This is a genomic window from Pseudoxanthomonas sp. 22568 (assembly GCF_052044485.1).
Lineage (GTDB): Bacteria > Pseudomonadota > Gammaproteobacteria > Xanthomonadales > Xanthomonadaceae > Pseudoxanthomonas_A > Pseudoxanthomonas_A beigongshangi.
In genome coordinates, this window is record NZ_JBQENC010000002.1 from 377,582 (window position 1) to 395,150 (window position 17,569).

Annotated in this window: 14 protein-coding genes; 8 read left to right on the forward strand and 6 right to left on the reverse strand. The window is 68.3% G+C overall.

What is annotated here, in order from left to right:
* Nucleotides 1-11: 11 nt before the first annotated feature.
* The 8 genes from ACTJI2_RS04100 (at nucleotide 12) to ACTJI2_RS04135 (ending at nucleotide 9,098) form a co-directional block, all read left to right on the forward strand.
* Nucleotides 12-1,307, forward strand: coding sequence for an O-antigen ligase family protein (locus tag ACTJI2_RS04100; RefSeq protein ID WP_183642552.1), 1,296 nt, complete (start codon nucleotides 12-14; stop codon nucleotides 1,305-1,307).
* Nucleotides 1,304-2,857 carry an oligosaccharide flippase family protein gene (locus ACTJI2_RS04105; protein WP_440841197.1) on the forward strand — a complete coding sequence of 518 codons (1,554 nt, stop codon included), beginning with the start codon at nucleotides 1,304-1,306 and terminating at the stop codon, nucleotides 2,855-2,857. The genes ACTJI2_RS04100 and ACTJI2_RS04105 overlap by 4 nt, the downstream gene beginning before the upstream one ends.
* Entirely contained in the window at nucleotides 2,854-4,194 is a 1,341-nt protein-coding gene (locus ACTJI2_RS04110; RefSeq protein ID WP_318288801.1) for a phenylacetate--CoA ligase family protein, read from the forward strand. The genes ACTJI2_RS04105 and ACTJI2_RS04110 overlap by 4 nt, the downstream gene beginning before the upstream one ends.
* Nucleotides 4,191-5,345, forward strand: coding sequence for a glycosyltransferase (locus tag ACTJI2_RS04115; RefSeq protein ID WP_440841198.1), 1,155 nt, complete (start codon nucleotides 4,191-4,193; stop codon nucleotides 5,343-5,345). The genes ACTJI2_RS04110 and ACTJI2_RS04115 overlap by 4 nt, the downstream gene beginning before the upstream one ends.
* 109 nt (nucleotides 5,346-5,454) lie before the next feature.
* The gene (locus tag ACTJI2_RS04120; protein ID WP_183642543.1) at nucleotides 5,455-6,093 is read left to right on the forward strand and encodes a polysaccharide deacetylase family protein; all 639 of its coding nucleotides are present in this window, start codon (nucleotides 5,455-5,457) and stop codon (nucleotides 6,091-6,093) included.
* A gap of 113 nt (nucleotides 6,094-6,206) precedes the next feature.
* Nucleotides 6,207-7,412, forward strand: a complete 1,206-nt coding sequence (locus ACTJI2_RS04125; protein ID WP_440841199.1) for a hypothetical protein — start codon at nucleotides 6,207-6,209, stop codon at nucleotides 7,410-7,412.
* Nucleotides 7,409-8,200, forward strand: a complete 792-nt coding sequence (locus ACTJI2_RS04130; RefSeq protein ID WP_440841200.1) for a glycosyltransferase family 2 protein — start codon at nucleotides 7,409-7,411, stop codon at nucleotides 8,198-8,200. The genes ACTJI2_RS04125 and ACTJI2_RS04130 overlap by 4 nt, the downstream gene beginning before the upstream one ends.
* 7 nt (nucleotides 8,201-8,207) lie before the next feature.
* Nucleotides 8,208-9,098: a glycosyltransferase family A protein gene (locus ACTJI2_RS04135; protein ID WP_318288804.1), complete on the forward strand. Its 891-nt coding sequence runs from the start codon at nucleotides 8,208-8,210 to the stop codon at nucleotides 9,096-9,098.
* 26 nt (nucleotides 9,099-9,124) lie between these two features.
* On the opposite strand, the gene ACTJI2_RS04140 is transcribed toward ACTJI2_RS04135, so the two are convergent.
* From ACTJI2_RS04140 to ACTJI2_RS04165, 6 genes are all read right to left on the reverse strand, one after another.
* The gene (locus tag ACTJI2_RS04140; RefSeq protein ID WP_440841201.1) at nucleotides 9,125-11,080 is read right to left on the reverse strand and encodes a hypothetical protein; all 1,956 of its coding nucleotides are present in this window, start codon (nucleotides 11,078-11,080) and stop codon (nucleotides 9,125-9,127) included.
* Nucleotides 11,081-11,332: 252 nt separating this feature from the next.
* A complete protein-coding gene (locus ACTJI2_RS04145; protein ID WP_440841202.1) occupies nucleotides 11,333-13,207 on the reverse strand; it encodes a hypothetical protein in 1,875 nt (624 codons plus the stop codon).
* Between the two features lie 10 nt (nucleotides 13,208-13,217).
* On the reverse strand, nucleotides 13,218-14,525 hold the full coding sequence (locus ACTJI2_RS04150; protein WP_192197596.1) for a hypothetical protein: 1,308 nt from the start codon (nucleotides 14,523-14,525) through the stop codon (nucleotides 13,218-13,220).
* An 18-nt stretch (nucleotides 14,526-14,543) separates the two neighbouring features.
* Nucleotides 14,544-15,308 (reverse strand): polysaccharide biosynthesis protein, encoded by a 765-nt coding sequence (locus ACTJI2_RS04155; protein WP_141453386.1) that lies wholly within the window; start codon nucleotides 15,306-15,308, stop codon nucleotides 14,544-14,546.
* A gap of 10 nt (nucleotides 15,309-15,318) precedes the next feature.
* Entirely contained in the window at nucleotides 15,319-16,914 is a 1,596-nt protein-coding gene (locus tag ACTJI2_RS04160) for an XrtA system polysaccharide chain length determinant (RefSeq protein ID WP_440841203.1), read from the reverse strand.
* Nucleotides 16,914-17,537 (reverse strand): XrtA/PEP-CTERM system exopolysaccharide export protein, encoded by a 624-nt coding sequence (locus tag ACTJI2_RS04165; protein ID WP_141453383.1) that lies wholly within the window; start codon nucleotides 17,535-17,537, stop codon nucleotides 16,914-16,916. The genes ACTJI2_RS04160 and ACTJI2_RS04165 overlap by 1 nt, the downstream gene beginning before the upstream one ends.
* Between the last annotated feature and the right edge of the window lie 32 nt (nucleotides 17,538-17,569).

A 17,569-nucleotide genomic window follows, 5' to 3' on the forward strand; every position in this document is an offset into this window, starting at 1 on the left:
GACAGGGGCTGATGTTCTTTTTCTTGTTGGTGTATCTGGCGCTGGTGATCATCCGGCCCCAGGACTATCCGGCCATTGCCGAGAACCCGGGGCCGCCGCTGCAGTCCATTGCGCTGCTGCTGGCCGCAGGCCTGTGGGTGTTCTCCGCGCGCAAGTCATTCTCGGCGCCGCAGTACCTGCTGATACCGTGCTTCCTGTTCGTGGCCATGGTTTCCAAGGTGGTGAACGGCTGGCCGGGCGGCGCGCTGTTCGTGTTCTTCATCTTCGCGCCGGTGCTGCTGGCCTACGTGCTGCTGGCCAACGCGGCCCACACCCGCGAGCGGCTGGAAACGGTGATGGCGGTGCTGACCATCTGCGCGGGTGTGCTGGCGCTGCATGGCGTGGAACAGGCCACCATCGGCATCGGCTGGACCGGGGTGGAACTTTCGCAGGGTACCCGCATCCAGTACGTGGGCATCTTCAATGATCCCAACGACCTGGGCCTGTTGTTCGTGATGTGCCTGCCGATGGCCTTCTACCTGAGCGCGCGGGGCGGCCTGATGGGCCTGCGCCGCCTGTTCTGGCTGGCGGTGGCCGGCCTGCTGGTCTATGGCTGCTACCTGACCAACTCGCGCGGCACCCTGCTGGCGCTGGTCGCGCTGCTGGGCGTGTACGTGTGGCGCAAGCGCGGCATCTTCACCGCCGGCCTGCTCGGGGTCGCGGCGCTGGGCGGGCTGATGATGCTGCCCTCGCGCCTGCAGGACATGGAGGTCTCCGAAGCCTCCGCGATGGGCCGGGTGGACTCCTGGTACGAAGGCATCCAGATGTTCATCGGCAACCCGGTGTTCGGCATCGGCGCCGGTGGCTACTCGGATCTGCACGAGCTGACCGCGCACAACTCCTTCGTGCTGGTGCTGGCCGAGATGGGAATCATCGGTTTCACCCTGTGGCTGGCGATCGTCGGCTACAGCTTCCGGATGATGTTGGCGCCGCTGCAGCGCGGCGACGACATCATCAACGACGTGCCGCCGGAAGTGCCGGACGATGAGGCGCTGGCGGACTGGCGCAAGGATCGCGCGCTGACCCTGACCCTGCTGATGTCGCTGAGCGGCTTCATCACCGCCGCGTTCTTCCTCAGCCGCAGCTACGTGATCATCCTGTACCTGCTGATCGCCATCGTGGTCGCCCACTACACCCGCCTGCGCGAGGTCTACCCGAGCCTGCCCGCGTTCAGCCTGGACAAGGACCTGCTGCGCTGGCCGATTTACGCCGTAATCGGCGTTATCGGGCTGTACGTGGTGGTCAAGGTCCTCCTGGCAATGGCATGAACAGTCGGTCGCGCACCCTCAGCAACACCCTGTTCTCCTCGGTGGGCACCTACACCGAGTACGTGCTGGGCATGCTCACTTCGATCGTCATCGCCCGGCACCTGGGGCCGGACGGTTTCGGTACCTACAGCCTGGTCATCTGGCTGGTGGCGATGGGCGTGGCGATCACCAACTCGGGCACCGCCAGCGCGGCGATCAAGTTCGTCGCCGAACTGCGCGGCACCGAGCGCACGGAGATGGTGCCGTACCTGCTGGACTACCTGCGGCGCGCGCAGCGGATTTTCCTGCTGGTGGTACTGCTGGCCGGCGCGGCGGTGTTCATCTTCGGCGGCGACCACATCGCCCCGGGCATGAACCACAAGTTGCTGTTGGGTTTCCTGGTGGTGGCGGTGGCGCTGCGCTCGTCGTACATGTTCAACATCGGCGTGGCCAAGGGCTTCGAGAATTTCCGCGCCACCGCGACGGTGGCGCTGGTATCCACGCCGATCAACCTGCTGCTGGTGTTGCTGGCCTGGCGGCTGGACGCGCCGGTGGAATGGCTGCTGGCGGTGTTCGTCATTTCCAGCTTCGTGTTCTTCGGCATCTCGTTCCGCCAGATCGCGCCGATGGTGCCGGCGCGCCAGCCGGGCGTGCAGTTGCCGGCCCCGCTGCTGGCGCGGGTACGACGGCACATGGGCTGGACCGCGCTGACGGTGTCGGTCGGCTTCATGGCGGCCAGCGAAGTGGAAGTGATGTTCCTGAACATGTACGCCGACAGCCATGCCGCCGGCCAGTTCAAGGTCGCCTACCAGTTGGCCATCGGCGCGGCGATGCTGGTGCCGGGCGTGTTCGGGGCGCTGCTGCTGCCGATGATGGCCAATGCATTGAGCCGCGGGCGCGAGATCGCCGCGCAGCGCTTCGTCGCCACCACCGGCTATCTCGTCCTGCTGGCCGCGCCGCTGGCGGCGTTCGGCGTGGTGTTCTGCAACGACGTCATCCATTTGCTGTACGGCCGCGAGTACTACGCGGCCGGGCCGGTGTTCGCGGTCTGCCTGGTGGCGGCCTGCCTGACCGCAATGACCCAGGGCGGCTCCAGCCTGCTGGTCAGCGCCGATCGCCAGCGCAGCATCCTGGTGCTGGTGATCATCTGCGCGCTGCTCAAGGTGGTCCTGGACGCGGTGCTGATCGCGCATTTCGCGCTGAAGGGCGCGGTGGTCGCCTACATCACCGTCGCCACCGTCAACGCGGCGGTCTACATGACCCTGGCCACCCGGGTCAGTCACGCGCAGCCGGAATGGGCGCGGCTGGCGCGCATCCTGCTCGCCGCCGCGCTGGCCGGCCTGCTCGCCTGGCCGTTGCGCGGCCTGCTGCCGATCGCCTCCGTGCTGGCCGGCGGTGCGGTGCTGGTCCTGGCCTACGTACCGTTGACGCTGCTGCTGGGGTGCTGGAGCCGCGGCGATATCGAACACCTGCAGCACCTGCACCAGCGCTTCGCCGCGGGCCGTCCACAGCTGGGCGCACGCTTCCTGGCCTGGGCCTACCAGCGCGCGCCGGGGGAGGGCACCTCATGAGCCTGTACGAACCGTTGTTCCGGCGCGTGTTGTTCCCGCTGTACGAATCCGGCCTGCGCCGACGCAAGACATTGCGCTACCTGGACGAATACGAGCGCAGCCAGACACTGGACGAGGAGGCGCTGCGCGCGCTGCAATGGCGCAAGCTGCAGCAACTGCTGCGCCATTGCTGGGAACAGGTGCCGTTCTACCGGCGGACCTGGAGCGAACTGGGCATCCGCTCGCCCGAGGACATCCGCGACCAGGATGACTACGCCCGCCTGCCGTTGCTGGACAAGCCGACCATCCGCGCCAACTTCGAAGAGCTGATCGCGGCCAACCGGCGCGAGGGCCTGCTGTACAAGACCACCGGCGGATCCACCGGCGAACCGCTGAAATTCGGCTACACCCACGAAAGCTACGAGCGCCGCATGGCGATCATGTGGCGCGGCTACGGCTGGGCCGGCGCGCGCCTGGGCCAGCGCACGCTGTACCTGTGGGGCACGCCGGTCGGCGCGCAGAAGCGCAAGGATCGCCTGTACCACGCGGCCTTCAACCGCTACATGCTCAGCGCCTTCGAGATGAGCGATGCGCGCATGGCCGAGTATGCCGACGCCATCGACCGGTTCCGCCCGGAGACCATCGTTTCCTATGTCGCGCCGATCGTGAAGATGTCCGAATGGCTGATCGCCAACGGCCGCCGCGTGCATCGGCCCCAGCGCATCCTCGGCGCGGCCGAGACGCTGCACGAGAGCCAGCGCGCGTTGATTGAGCAGGCTTTCGGTTGTCCCGCCTACAACACCTACGGCTGCCGCGAGTTCATGCTGATCGCGGCCGAGTGCGAGCACCGCAAGGGGCTGCACATCAACGTCGACCACCTGCACGTGGAACTGGGTGCGGGCGTTGGCGACGACGCTGCCGGCCCGCGCGAGATCATCGTCACCGACCTGCACAACCTGGGCATGCCGCTGCTGCGCTACGTCAACGGCGACCTGGCGACACCGGGGCAGGGGCGCTGCAGCTGCGGACGCGCGTTGCCGCTGCTGGCCAGCGTCGATGGCCGCAAGCTGGACGCCCTGCGCACGCCGGACGGCCGTTACATTCCCGGCGAGTTCATCGTGTACGCTTTCCTGGGCGCCACCGGCATCCGCCGCTACCAGGTGGTGCAGAAGCGCCTGGACGCCTTCGAGATCACCCTGGTGCGCGATCATGATTTCGATCCGTCGGTGGTCGAACGGATGGGCGCTGAACTGCGCAAGGTGATCGGCCAGCAGGTCGCGCTGGATTTCCGCTTCGCCGACGACATTCCGCTGACCGCGACCGGCAAACAACGCGTGACGGTATCTGAACTGACATGAAGGGTATGGAAGTCATCCACTTCGTCGAGAACCTGGAGCGCGGCGGGCTTGAGCGCACCGTCATCGATCTGGTCGCGGCCCAGCGCGACGCCGGCCACGAGTGCCGGGTGATCTGCCTGTTCGAACCTGGCCAGTTGGCATCGGAACTGACCGCGCAGGGCGTGGAAGTGACCGCCTGCCACAAGCGGCGGGGCCTGGACTGGTCGGCGGTGCGCCGTGCCCGCGCGCTGCTCCGCCGCCACCCCGGCGCGGTGCTGCATACCCACAACGCCACCGCGCACTACCATGCGGTGCTGGCGGCGTGGGGCCTGCCGCTGGCGCGGGTGATCAACACCCGCCACAGCATGGGGGCCGTGGATCCGCGCAGTCGCAAGGAATGGCTGTATCGCCGCAGCATGCGCCTGACCGACTACGTCGCCGGCGTGTGCGAAGCCGCGCGCCGGTGTTTCGACGACCAGGGCGTGCGCCCGCGCGAGCGCCTGCTGGCGGTGCCCAACGGCATCCGCCTGGAACGCTTCCAGGCCGCCGATGCGGCCGGGCGCGCGGCGCTGGCCGCGGAGCTGGGCTGGCCCGCCGACTGTCGCATCATCGGCACGGTCGGGCGACTGCAGCCGGTCAAGGAGCAGCAGGGATTGTTGCGCGCGTTCGCGAGCTTGCGTGAGGAGATGCCGCAGGCGGTGCTGGCGGTCGTCGGCGATGGCGCCCTGCGTGCCCCGCTTGAACGCCTGGCCGGTGAATTGGCGCTGGGCGATGCCGTGCGTTTCCTCGGCGACCGCAGCGATGTGCCGCGGCTGCTGACCGGGATGGAAGTGTTCGCACTGCCTTCGCGCAGCGAGGGCTATTCGATCGCGTTGCTGGAGGCCTGCGCCGCGGGCCTGCCGATCGTGGCGACCGACGTCGGCGGCAATCGCGAGATCGTCCGTGACGGCCACAACGGAAAACTGATCGCCCCGGGAGATCCCGACGCGCTGGCGGCGGCGCTGCTGGCCCTGCTGGAAGCGCCGGAGACCGCGATGCGGATGGGCCGTGCCGGCCGGGACTGGGTGCTGGCGGAAGGTTCATTCCGGACCATGGCGTTGCGTTACGAACGCCTGTATGCCGGCCAGCCGAGCGCGCTGGGCGAGCTGGCTCCCGAGGTGGAGGTCGGCTGATGCGCGCGATTCGCCACATTGTCATCCGCAACCGTCATGATCCGCGTGCGGCCTCGTGCGCGGGCGCGCACCGCGGCATTTATTCCCCCGAATCCGGACCCTACGCCGCATGAACCCCCGGCCGCGCCGCCTGAAAGTCCTGCAATGGATGCCCAATGCCTGGCTGACCACCGCTGGTCCGGCTGACGGCCGCGCGATCTACCTGACCTTCGACGACGGCCCGCATCCCGAGCACACCGCGCCGCTGCTGGACCTGTTGGCCGAGCACGATGCGCGGGCCAGCTTCTTCCTGATCGGCCAGCAGATCGAACGGCACCCGGAGCTGGCCCGGCGGATTGCCGCCGAGGGCCACACGCTGGGCAACCATTCGTTCTCCCATCCGCGATTCGAAACGCTGTCGCTGCGGCAGCAGTTCGAGGAGATCGATCGCACCGACCGGCTGCTGACCGCCATCAACGGCCGCGAGCGACATGGCTTCCGTCCACCGCGCGGCGTGCTGTCGCTGCCGATGATCGCCCGCTGCATCCGCGAGCGCCGCCGTATCCTGTACTGGTCCTACGACAGCCTGGACTACAGCCGGCGGTCCGCCGGCGAACTGCTGGAAGTCATCGAACGCCATCCGATGCGGCCCGGCGAAATCGTACTGATGCACGATGACAGCCAACTGTCGCTGGACCTGCTGCGCGAGCTGATCCCGGGCTGGAAGGCGGCCGGCTTCGCGCTGAGGGCACTGCCCACGCCGGAATGAATGCACTGGCGGGAGAGCCCCACCGCCCGTGAGCCCGTGGCCGGTTCGCCCCCCGCACCGCGTTGTTGGGAATGGCGGCAGACGCCGGACGAAGGCAGCGACAGGGGGAAGGCTTGAACGTTCTGACAGGAGTGGCCGTGCTGGCCGCCATCGTGGCGCTCGGTGCCTTCGCGATCTGGCGCCTGCTGCGCGCCCGCAACATGGAAATCTGGATCGGCAGTTACCTGCGCCGCAAGCCGCCGCAGGTCACCGGCCGGCCGGTCCACGTGATGTTCTGCTTCGTCGATCACTTCGAACCGATGTGGCGCGGTGCCGACCTGGCCACCCAGCGCACGCGGGTGGACCGCTGGTGCCGCGAGTACCGGGACATGGCCGCGCGCCACCGCGACGCGGACGGGCGACCGCCGCAGCACAGCTTCTTCTATCCGGAAGAGGAGTACGCGCCGGAACACCTGGAGAAGCTGGCCGAACTGTGTGCCGATGGCTACGGCGAAATCGAGGTGCACCTGCACCACGACAACGACACCGAGGCCAATTTCCGCCAGAGCATCACCCGCTTCTGCCATATCCTGCACGAGCGGCACGGCGCGCTGCCGCGCGATCCGGCCAGCGGTGAACTGCGCTTCGGCTTCATCCACGGCAACTGGTGCCTGGACAATTCGCGTCCCGACGGCCGCTGGTGCGGCATCGACAACGAACTGATCCTGCTGCGCGAACTGGGTTGCTACGCCGACTTCACCATGCCCTCGGCGCCGAGCGATACCCAGACCCGGATCATCAATTCGATCTACTACGCCACCGACGATCCGCACGCGCCCAAGTCGCACGACGACGGCACCCCGGTGCGGGTGGGCGGTACGCCCAGCGGCGACCTGATGCTGATCCAGGGACCGCTGGGACTGAACTGGCGGGACCGCCGGATGGGCCTGATCCCGCGCATCGAGAATGCCGACGTGCGCGGCGGCCAGCCGCCCACCGCCGAACGCGTGGACGCGTGGGTGCGTACCGGCGTGCACGTCGAGGGCCGGCCGGAGTGGGTGTTCATCAAGATCCACACCCACGGCACCCAGGAAGCGGACATGGACACGCTGCTCGGCGCGCCGGTGGATGCCATGCACGCGCATCTGGAATCGGCCTACAACGATGGCCAGCGCTACGTGCTGCACTACGTCAGCGCGCGCGAGGCCTACAACATCGCCAAGGCCGCCGAGACCGGGCGCCAGGGCAATCCCAACGACTACCGCGATTTCGTCCTGCCGGCGCCGCGTTCGTCGTGGGCGGGTTCGGGTCGCAACATGGTCGCCCGGGACGCCGCGTGAACACCTTGGCCGCCCGCTTGCCCGCGCAGGACGCCGACACGCTGGTGAGCGTGATCATGCCGGTCTACAACGCCGAGCAGACCCTGCGGCGTTCGGCCGAATCGGTGCTGGCGCAGAGCTTCGGGCAACTGGAACTGATCCTGATCGACGACGGCTCGCGCGATGGTTCCGCCGCCATCGTCGAGGAACTGGCGCGCCGCGACGAACGCGTCGTGGCCGTGCGCCAGCCCAACGGCGGGGTGGCGGCGGCGCGCAACACCGGGCTGCGCGCCGCGCGCGGCACCCACATCGCCTTTCTCGACAGCGACGACTGGTGGGAACCGCGCAAGCTGGAACTGCAGCTCGCGCGGATGCGCGAGACCGGCGCGATGGTCTGCTACGCCAGCTACCAGCGGGTGGCGGAGGACGGCCGCCTGCTGTCGAAGGTGTCGCCGCCGCTGGAAGTCGACTACCGCCGCATGCTGGGCAGCAACCACATCGGCAATCTCACCGGCATCTACGACCGCCGCCTGGGCGAGGCTTCGTTCCAGAAGATGGGGCACGAGGACTACGTGTTCTGGCTGGATCGGGTGCGCCGCGCCGGCAGCGCGGTGCGGGTGCCGGGCGACGCCCCGTTGGCGTACTACCTGGTGCGCAATGGTTCGGTGTCGGCCAACAAACTGCGCGCTGCCGGTTGGCAGTGGCGCATCTATCGCCAGGTCGAGGGACTGAGCGCGCCGCGCGCGGCCTGGTACATGCTCCAGTACATCCGGCACGCGCTGTGGAAGCGCAAGCCGGTGACGACCTGATCCGACGATGACCGCCACGCCCGAAGCCACCGACTCCTATGCCGTCGTGATTCCCGCCTACAACGCCGCCGCGACCATCGCGGTGGCGCTGGACAGCGTGTTCGCCCAGACCGTGCCCGCCCGCCAGGTGATCGTGGTGGACGATGGCTCCGCCGACGGCGACCGGCTGGCCGAGGTGCTGGCCGGCTACGGCGGGCGGGTGCGCCTGCTGCGCCAGGCCAACGCAGGCCCCGCCGCCGCCCGCAACGCCGGCGCGCGCGCCTGTGCCGGTGAATGGATCGCGTTCCTCGACGCCGACGACAGCTGGTTGCCGCACAAGCTTGAACGGCAACTGGAATTGGGGCGCGATCCGCGCGCCGGCCTGCTGCATGGTCGCGCGCGCGCGCCGGCGCTGCCGCCGGAACTGGATTTCGACGCCCTGTGGGAGTGCAACCGGGTCTGTACCTCGATGACGGTGGTGCGCCGGCAGGCGTTCGAGGCGCTGGGCGGTTTCGACGAATCGCCGGAACTCGTGGGCGCCGAGGATTACCACCTGTGGCTGCGCATCGCCCACGCCGGCTGGCGGGTGCTGGCATGCGGCGAACTGATCGGGCGCTACACCCCGGCCGCCGGCAGCATCACCAGCCGCATCGAACGCTGCGCACGAGCGGAACTGCACAACGCCGTGACCCTGGGCAGGACGCTGGGCGTGCCGCAGGCGCGGGTGGACGCCAAGCTGCGGGCCATCCGCACCGACTTCGGCCAGCACCTGCTGCACGCGCGCAACATCCGCGGCGCGCGCAGGATGTTGTCGCAGGCGTTGGCCAGCCGGATGTCGCTGCGTGGCCTGGGCCTGTGGTCGGCGACTTTTGTGCCGACTCCGCTGCTGGACCTGCGTCGCCGCCTGCGCAACGGCTGAGCGTCGCGCAGGCGGGCCAGGCCGGATCAGATCTCGCTCAGCTCCACGACGTAACCGCTGGTGCCGCCGGTCACGTCGATGCGATAGCGCGCACCGTCCTCGACGTACTTGCCCGAGCTGAAATTGCTGTTGATGGTGGCGTTGGCCGGCTCGAGCACCCGCACCCGCAGGCGTCCGGCGACCGCTTCGCGGCTGTTCACCAGGGTCGGCGCCACGGGTACGTTGACCTGGAAGGTCGCGGTGGTGCCGCTGGTGACGGCGAACTGATCGCGCACGGTCAGGCGCCGGTTGGCGAAGGTGAACTGGCGCTGCCAGGAGGTCACCGCGGTGTTGTCGCAGAAGGCCGGGGTCAGGTTGGCATTGGCGGTGAACGAACCGCCGGAACCCGGGTTGACGCTGAGGGTGGATGCGCGGGTCGTCGACTCGCACTGGCGGACCACCGTGCCGTTGCGGGCGAACCGCACGATGTTGTGGACATCGGTTCCCTGGTTGATGCCGCTATGGCTCCAGATATTGGCGGTCACCGCCAGCCAGTCACCGGCGAACAGGGTGAACGACCCCTGGTCCTGGTGCGCATGGCTCTCGTTGTACGGGCCGGCGACGATCGCCACCCACATCGCGCTGCGATCCCAGCCGGTGCGGGCGAACAGATGGCCCACGCCTCTGGCGTGATAGACCAGCGTGCTGGGTTGGACCGGAGTGGAGCCCGCGGGCAACAGGTCGTAGCGATAGTTGAAACCCGAGGTCATCTGCGCCACTGAAATGTTGCGCAGCCACCAGGTGGCGACATTGCTTGCCTCGGCGGTGGTGGCGAGTTGGCGTGCTTCCAGCACGAGCCGGCGATGGTAGTCGTACAGCTCCGGAACCGAGTTGCGCGCCTGGTCGCCGATCGGGGCGAAGCGATCCATCGTCGGTACGGTGGCATGTGCCCAGTAGTAGATGCTGTCGGTCGCGTGCGGGCTGGCCGACGCGAGATCCGTGCCCGTCGCGTCGCGCCACAGCCGGTACAGCGAGAACAAACGCATGTGCGAGGTGCCGTAGCCGGTGCCTTCGCTGCTGCCGCCGCCGGGCAGGCGGGCGAAGTACTCGCGCAGCGCGGGCAGCTTGTTGGTCTGCAGGAAGTTCTTCCAGGTGTTGCTCTTGCTGGCCAGCGCCCAGTACATGGTCGCTTCCAGGAAGCTGTAGTAATAGTTGTTGCCCGGGTTGCTGGTGGACCAGCCCGACCACGGGAACGAACGCCCGCCCCATTGCGCGCTGTTGTAGTTCCAGATGTTCCAGACGGCCTGCTCGGCGTAGGCGGACCAACGGCTGCGCTGGCTGGCGGTGAGGAAGCTTCCGCAGGTGTCCAGCGTGGTCGCCACGTCGGCGATCATGGTGCCGACTTCCAGATAGGAATCCCCGGAGACCGCGGGGCGGCCGCCAGCGGCGATGGCGGCTTCCGCCTCCGTCACCTGGCGTTCGGTGATGTTGATGGCCAGCGTGCAGTACCGGGTTTCCGGCGACAACTGGTACATCATCGCCGCCTCGCTGGCGGTGAACCCGTAACCCGTGCCGCCGTTGCCGACGGCGGCATCGACCCAGTTCTTGAAGCGGGTGTAGGCGGCGGAGCTGCGGTTTACATACAGGCGCGCGGAGGGCAGGGCGACCAGACGGGGCTGCGAAGAGTTCTGCGCGCTCGCGCCGCCGGTGACCGGCACCTGCACGGAGGGCGGAATGACCGGGGTTTCGCCGGCGGCCGGCTTGCGGACGCCGAGACGCACGAACGGGGTACGCGCGAACGTCCCGATCTGGGCGGCGGCGGCACGCACATCGTGCCAGACGCGAACCGTGGTCCATTGGGCGCGCTGGCCCAGCAGGCCTGCGGCGCTGGCTGCGCCGAGCCCCGCCAGCAGGGGCAGGGCAACAAAGAAGGACAGGGTAAAACGGCGCCAGCGGGCGGACCGCGGCGGGCGGGGGACACCGGAAAACGGGATGCGCGACAAGGGGATCTCCTGGCAAGGAAACCGCGCGCAGAAAGGAAAGATACGACCTGTGAATGATCGCCCGCTGCGGCTCCCCCTAGCCACATCGACCCGCGCAACGGCGAGCGCATCATAGCCGCATAACGGACTCGACCGCCGATAGCGGCCCCTGCGGCCCCTGCTTGTTCAGGTTTTAGATCGTTTGGTGGGGAAGTCGTGACGATGACATGACCCGAACAGCGGCGTCACCGGAGTGGAACTGTGACGGAAGCATCATTGTTCACTGAGTTCGACCAGATAGCCGGCTTGGCCGCCTTCCACGTCCAGCCGCCAGCCGCTGCGGAACTCCTGCGCGTCCACGCTGCTCCAGTCGTGCGCGCGCAGGGTGGCGCCGGCCGGTTCCAGCACCCGGATCTTCAGCCGCCCGGCGTGCGCCTCGTTGCCCTGGATGCGTGGCTTCTCCGGCACGTTGACCTGGAAGATCGCGCGCGTGCCCGTGCCGAGCTTGAAGGTGTCGCGCACCAGCAGCTTGCGGCCGCCGAAATCGATGCGCCGCTGCCAGCTGTCCAGCGCGGGATTGCCGCGATAGACGGGGGTCAGGTCGGCGGTCGCGGTCAGTCCGCCATCCGGATTGCGGGTCAGGCTGAGTTTGGAGCGTGACTGCGGTGATTCGCACTGGTGCACGACCACGTCGCCGCGCGGCGCGGCGCACTGCTGGGCGTCGGGGTTGCTGCGTTCGAAGCGGACCACGTTGTGGACCGGCGTGCCCTGCTGGATGCCGCTATGGCTCCAGATGTTCTCGCTCACCGCCAGCCAGTCGCGTGCGAACAGGGTGAACGAACCCTGGTCCTGGTGCGCATGGCTCTCGTTGTAGGGACCGGCGACGAACGACAGCCACATCGCGTCCTTGTCCCAGCCGGTGCGGGCGAACAGATGGCCCGCGCCCTCGGCCAGGTAGATCAGATCGGTCGGCGCCGCACCGCCTTCGCCGGCGGGCAGCAGATCGTAGCGGCTGTTGAAGCCCTGGCTCATCCGCGGCACCGAGATGTGGCCCAGCCACCAGGACGACATCGCCAGCGCATTCGGTTCCTGGGTGAGCTGGCGCGCTTCCAGCACCAGCCGGCGGTGGTAGTCGAACAGTTCCGGAACCGAGTTGCGTGCCTGGTCGCCGATCGGCGCGAAGCGATCCATCGTCGGTACGGTCGCATGCACCCAGTAGGCGATGCTGTCGTGCGCGTGCGGATTGGCGTTGGCCAGATCCTCGCCGGTGCTGTCGCGCCACAGCCGGTACAGGCCGAACAGGCGCATCTGCGCCGCGCCGTAGCCGGTGCCTTCGCGGCTGCCGCCGCCGGGCAGGCCGGCGAAGTACGCCTGCAGCGGCGGCAGGCGGCGCTCGCGCAATTCCTTCATCCAGGTCGGATTGCCGCTGACCAGCGCCCAGTACATGGTCGCTTCCAGGAAACTGTAGTAGTAGTTGTTGCCGGGATTGTCGATCGACCAGCCGCTCCACGGATGCGCCTTGCCGCCCCACTGCGCCTGCGCCGGATGCCAGACATTCCACACCGCCTGCTCGGCATAGTCGGACCAGCGCTTGCGCCGCGCGGCGTCGATGTCCGCCGGGCAGCTGTGCAGGGTCATCGCCAGGTCGGCCAGGTGCGGGCCGACTTCCAGGTAGGAGTCGCCGGAGATCGCCGGACGGCCGCCGGAGGCGATCGTCGCCTCGGCTTCGGATACCTGCTGCTCGACCATGCGCACGGCCATGTCGCAATACTTGGCGCCATCGCTGAGCAGGAACATCAGCGCCGCGTCGCCGGCGGCGAACGCGTAACCGGGGCTGCCGGCCACCGCGCTGTCGACCCAGCCGCGGAAGCGCGAGTACGCCGACGAGCGCCGGTCCACCCGCGAAAGTTCGAGGTTCAGCGCATCCTTGCCGGTCGCCGCCGCCATCGCGGGCGCCGCCGGCGAGGGCGCCTCGGCCGGTGGAGGCGGCGGAGTGGCGGCCTTCTGTTCCGGCAGGCCGGCGCCGGTTTCGCTGCACTGGCCCATCGCCGCGGCCAGCAGGGCCAGCGCCAGCAGGAACACGCTGGGCCAGCCATGGCTCTTCATGCGCGAAGCGGGCGACGGGGAAGGCGAGGGGCGCGTGCGCATGATGGCGGCCTCAACGGTTGGTGTAGGACACGCTCAGATAGACGATGTTCTGCGAGACGTCCTGGCCCAGATCGGTGCTTTCGCGCTTGTAGCGCTCCCACAGCAGGCCCAGGCTCCAGTGCCGCGACCATTCGTAGCGCAGGGTCGCGCCCAGGCGGGTGGTCTTGTCCTCGCGATTGAGCACGGTGTATTCGAGCTTCTCGTGGGTCGCGTAGGTGCCCAGGGTCAACGACTGCCGCACCAGCCAGTGCAGGTCGAAGCGCGCGCCGCGGTTCTTCTGGTCGAACTCGTCCGAATCCACGTAGTTGCGCTTCTGCACATAGGGCGAAATCGAGAAGTTGGTGCGGGTGCTGGTGAACTGGTAGCCCAGGTCCAGGCTGCGCACCTCGTAAGGCGACGCGTTGACGATGGCGTCGCCGGTCAGCACGTGTTCGGGCACGGTGGCCGGTGCGTCGGTATCGATGCCGCGCAGTGCGTCCGTGGCGGTATCGGAGAACTGGCTGGCGATGGCGGCGGTGAACTGGCTGCGCGAGGTCGGGTTCCACTCGGCGTCCAGTCGGATCAACGGATCCGAACGGCTTTCGCCCTGGCGGTAGTCGATGCGCGAATAGCCCAGGTCGGCGCCGAGCTCGAAATGCGCGAGCGTGCGCGAGTAGCGGGCGAACAGGTCGTAGCGGTTGTAGTCGCGGGCGACGACATCATTGTCGAAATCCACCCGCTGTGCCTGGAAGTTCGCCGACATCCGGCTGGTCGCCGAGAATTCCTTGATCGCGCGCAACGCGGCGGCGACGCGCTGCGAGTTGAATTCGTCGGTGATCTCGGCATCGCTGTTGACGTAGCGCAGCTCGGCCTGGCCGCGCAGCGCGGAACTCCAGTTGAACAGCAGGGTCGGGCCGAGCGAGAACACGTTGACCTGCTGGCGGTTGCCGGGCGCATCCGGCGCCAGCGCATTGACCGGCTGCACCGACAGGTTGTCCTCGACGGTGAAGAACAGGCGCTCGGGAATGGCAATCCAGTTCATCCGTCCGCTGAGGGTGCCGTCGACGGTGTCGTCGAACACGTCGTCCTCGTAGTCCCGGTATTCCACCCGTCCACCCAGGCTCAGCTGCAGCGCCGACAGGTTTTCGGTGACGGTGAATCCCAGGCCCGCGCGCAGGTAACGCTGCTGGATCGGATCGAAGGGCGCGAGGGTGACGTTGTCGTTGTCCTCCACGCCCAGGTCGACGGTGTAGTCGACCCGGGCGGCCCAGGCGTCGGCCGGGATCCCGGCGAGCGTGGCGGCGGTGATGACCGAGGCTCCCACATACTTCATCGGCATGCGCCTGCTCCTTGCGTATCAGGGAATCTGGTTGAAGACCACGCCGGCGACCTTCTCGTGCGGGAAGCTGGCGACGGCCTTCTCGATGTTTTCCGGGGTTGCCTTGCCGTAGCCGGCCACCAGCACGACCAGATCCGCCAGTTCGGAGAGGATGCGCGCGTCCGGCGAACCCAGCACCGAGGGGCTGTCGAGGATCAGGTAGCGGTCGGGATAACGGCTGCGCAGCGAATCGACCATCGCCCGCATCTTGAACGAACTGTAGGCCTCGCCGCTGGTCTCGCGCTGCGGACCGCTGGGAATCAGGCGCAGCCGCGGCACGCCGGTGCGGTAGATGATCCGCGCCAGGTCGCCCTCGCTGTCCTCCAGGTAATCCATCAGCCCGCCGTGGCCGGCGTCGATGCGCAACGCGGTGTGCTGGGTGGGATGCAGTGCGTCGCAGTCGACCAGCAGCGCCGACTTGCTGTCGTCGAAGGCGAACGCGGCCGCCAGGTTGCGGGCGACGAAACTGCCGCCGCAGCCGTGAGTGACCGGCGCGACCAGGGTGACGAAATTGCGCTCGCCGCCCAGCGCCAGCAGGCGCGTGCGCAGCTCGCGGAAGGCGTCGGCCTGTTCGCGTACCGAATCGTTGCGGTGGATGACCCGGCGCTCCTCGAGCTCGCGCGGCGTCAGCGCCTTGGGTTCATCCATGAGGGCCAGGGAGCGGGCGGTGTCGGCGCGGTTGGGCACGCCTTGCGAACGTTCGTTGTCCGGGGTCACGAGCGGTTCCAGAGTGGCTTGTTGCATGGCATCGTCCTCAGGCTGCGGCCATCTGCTTCAGCCCGAAGGCCAAGGCATAGGCGAGGACGACGACGACGAGCATGCCGATGCTCAGCGCGTTGCGCTTGAGCTGCAGGCGGCGATCGTGCGGCGACGCGTAGGCCGGCACCGAGGTCAGCAGCACCAGGCCGGTGGCCTTCTGCAGCTGGCGGGCCGAGCGGATGCGCGGGTCGAAGCGGGCGCGCAGGAACAGCAGGCCGATCGGCAGCGCGACCGCCACCAGCAGGCCGGCGATGGCGAAGTGCAGGAAGCGCAGGCCGGTCGGGCGCAGCGGCATCGTCGCCGGATCCTGCACGCGCAGGGTCAGGCCGCGCTTCTCGCGATCCAGCTCCATCGACACGCGGGCGTTCTCGCGCCGGCGCAGCAGATCCTGGTAGATGTCGCGGTTGACTTCGTAGTCGCGGGTCAGCTCGGCCAGCGCGCTTTCCGACTCGGCGATGCGGCGGCTGCGGTTGAGTTCATCGTTGAGCATCGACTCGGCGATCGACATCCGCGACTGGGTCGCGGCGACTTCGCGCCGGGTCTGTGCCTGCTGGCTGCGCAGTTCCTGGTACAGCGGGTTCATCTGGGTGTCGTCGAACGGGCTGTTGCCCTGCGGCGCCTGCGCGCGGCGCTGCTGTTCGTTGGTCATGGCCTGCTGCAGGTCCGCCATCTGGTGGCGGATGCGGACCACGTCAGGGTGCTGTTCGGTGTAGTTGAGCAGCAGCCGATCCAGCTGGCCCTGCAGTTCCAGCAGTTGCGCGCGGTACAGGCTTTCGCGGGTGGCCACCGCGGTCACCGCCGATTCGCCCGACAGCTGGGAGGCGATCGCGCCTTCGCGCGAACGCTGTTCCAGCAGTGACATCCGGGTCTGTTCGACCTGGGTGCGCAGGGCGCTGATGCGGGTGTTGGCGTCGGTGGCGCTGCCGGGCTGGGCGTCGGCGTTGGCCGAACGGTAGTCGCGCAGCTTGTTCTCCGCTTCCATCAGCTTGGCGTGGTAGTCGGTGACCTGGCTGTCGATGAACTCGTAGGCCTCGCGGCTCTCGCGTTCCTTGGCGGCCAGGCTTTCCTGGATGAACAGCGCGCCCAGCCGCTCGGTGACGTCGAAGGTGCGCTTGGCGTCGGTGTCGCGGTACGCGATCTGGACCAGGTTCGGGCGCGGGCTGGTGATCGCGATGCGGCCCTTGAGCTGTTCCAGCAATCGATCCTGTTCCACCGGGGAAGGCTTGCTTTCCAGCCAGCCGCCGGCCTTCATCGCTTCTTCCAGCACCTTGCGGCTGTAGATGACCTGGCGGGCGATGCCGGCGCGGTCCACCACCTGGGTGGCCACCGCGCGGCCTTCCAGCAGTGGCTGGATGATGTCGCTTTCCTGGGCCAGGATGGTGGTGGCGGCGGTGTAGTTCTTGGGCAGCACCAGCAGCCCCACGACCAGCGTCAGCAGCGCGATCGCGGCGAAGATCGCGGCCATCGCCAGGCGGTTGCGCTTGGCTTCCTCCAGCAGGATCGGCACCAGTTCGTTCGGGGTCAGCGTGGTCGCGGCGGCCTGCGGCGCGGTGATCGCGCGGCGGGCGACGGGAAGGGGATTGTTGCTCATCAGAACGTCCGCTCGGGCACGGTGATCACGTCGCCGGGGGAGACCGGGTAGTTGGTGCTCAGGTCACCCCGGTTGAGGATGCGGTCCAGCCGCACGGCGTAGGTGCGGGTTTCCTCCGCGCTCTTGCGATGCAGGTCGGAACGATCCGGCGCGGCGAACTCGGTGATGCCGCCGGCGGCCAGCACGGCGTCCAGCACCGTCATGCCGGGACGGTAGGGCAGCGACACCGGCTGGCGCACGGCACCGGTCACGCGCACGCGCGAAAGGTACTCATGGCTGCGCAGGTCGGTGAGGATCACCGCCACCTGCGGATCGCGCACGAACGCGGCCAGTTTGTCCTGGATGTCCTTGGCGACTTCCTGCGGGGTGCGGCCACCGGCGGAGACATCGCCCACCAGTGGCACGGAGATCATGCCGTCCGGGCGGACCGGCACGGTGATGCCAAGTTCCGGATTGCGCCACACCGAGACCTGGACGATGTCGTCCACGCCGATGTGGTAGGCGTCGGTGGCCATCGTGGTGGTGGCGACCGGCGGCGGCGCGTCGCTGCCCGAGGTGGTGGCGCACGCGGCGAGCAGTAGCGAAAGACCTGCGGCAGCAAGGCCGGCAAGGGCGCGTCTCATCGGAAGTTTCCCCTGTGGTGTGGATTACCCGG

Excerpts from the sequence above, each read along its gene's own strand:
- ACTJI2_RS04110 (WP_318288801.1), top strand. The coding sequence starts at position 2,854 with ATGAGCCTGTACGAACCGTTGTTCCGGCGCGTGTTGTTCCCGCTGTAC.
- ACTJI2_RS04150 (WP_192197596.1), bottom strand. The coding sequence starts at position 14,525 with ATGCCGATGAAGTATGTGGGAGCCTCGGTCATCACCGCCGCCACGCTC.
- ACTJI2_RS04135 (WP_318288804.1), top strand. The coding sequence starts at position 8,208 with ATGACCGCCACGCCCGAAGCCACCGACTCCTATGCCGTCGTGATTCCC.
- ACTJI2_RS04105 (WP_440841197.1), top strand. The coding sequence starts at position 1,304 with ATGAACAGTCGGTCGCGCACCCTCAGCAACACCCTGTTCTCCTCGGTG.
- ACTJI2_RS04160 (WP_440841203.1), bottom strand. The coding sequence starts at position 16,914 with ATGAGCAACAATCCCCTTCCCGTCGCCCGCCGCGCGATCACCGCGCCG.
- ACTJI2_RS04100 (WP_183642552.1), top strand. The coding sequence starts at position 12 with ATGTTCTTTTTCTTGTTGGTGTATCTGGCGCTGGTGATCATCCGGCCC.
- ACTJI2_RS04165 (WP_141453383.1), bottom strand. The coding sequence starts at position 17,537 with ATGAGACGCGCCCTTGCCGGCCTTGCTGCCGCAGGTCTTTCGCTACTG.
- ACTJI2_RS04120 (WP_183642543.1), top strand. The coding sequence starts at position 5,455 with ATGAACCCCCGGCCGCGCCGCCTGAAAGTCCTGCAATGGATGCCCAAT.
- ACTJI2_RS04145 (WP_440841202.1), bottom strand. The coding sequence starts at position 13,207 with ATGCGCACGCGCCCCTCGCCTTCCCCGTCGCCCGCTTCGCGCATGAAG.
- ACTJI2_RS04155 (WP_141453386.1), bottom strand. The coding sequence starts at position 15,308 with ATGCAACAAGCCACTCTGGAACCGCTCGTGACCCCGGACAACGAACGT.
- ACTJI2_RS04115 (WP_440841198.1), top strand. The coding sequence starts at position 4,191 with ATGAAGGGTATGGAAGTCATCCACTTCGTCGAGAACCTGGAGCGCGGC.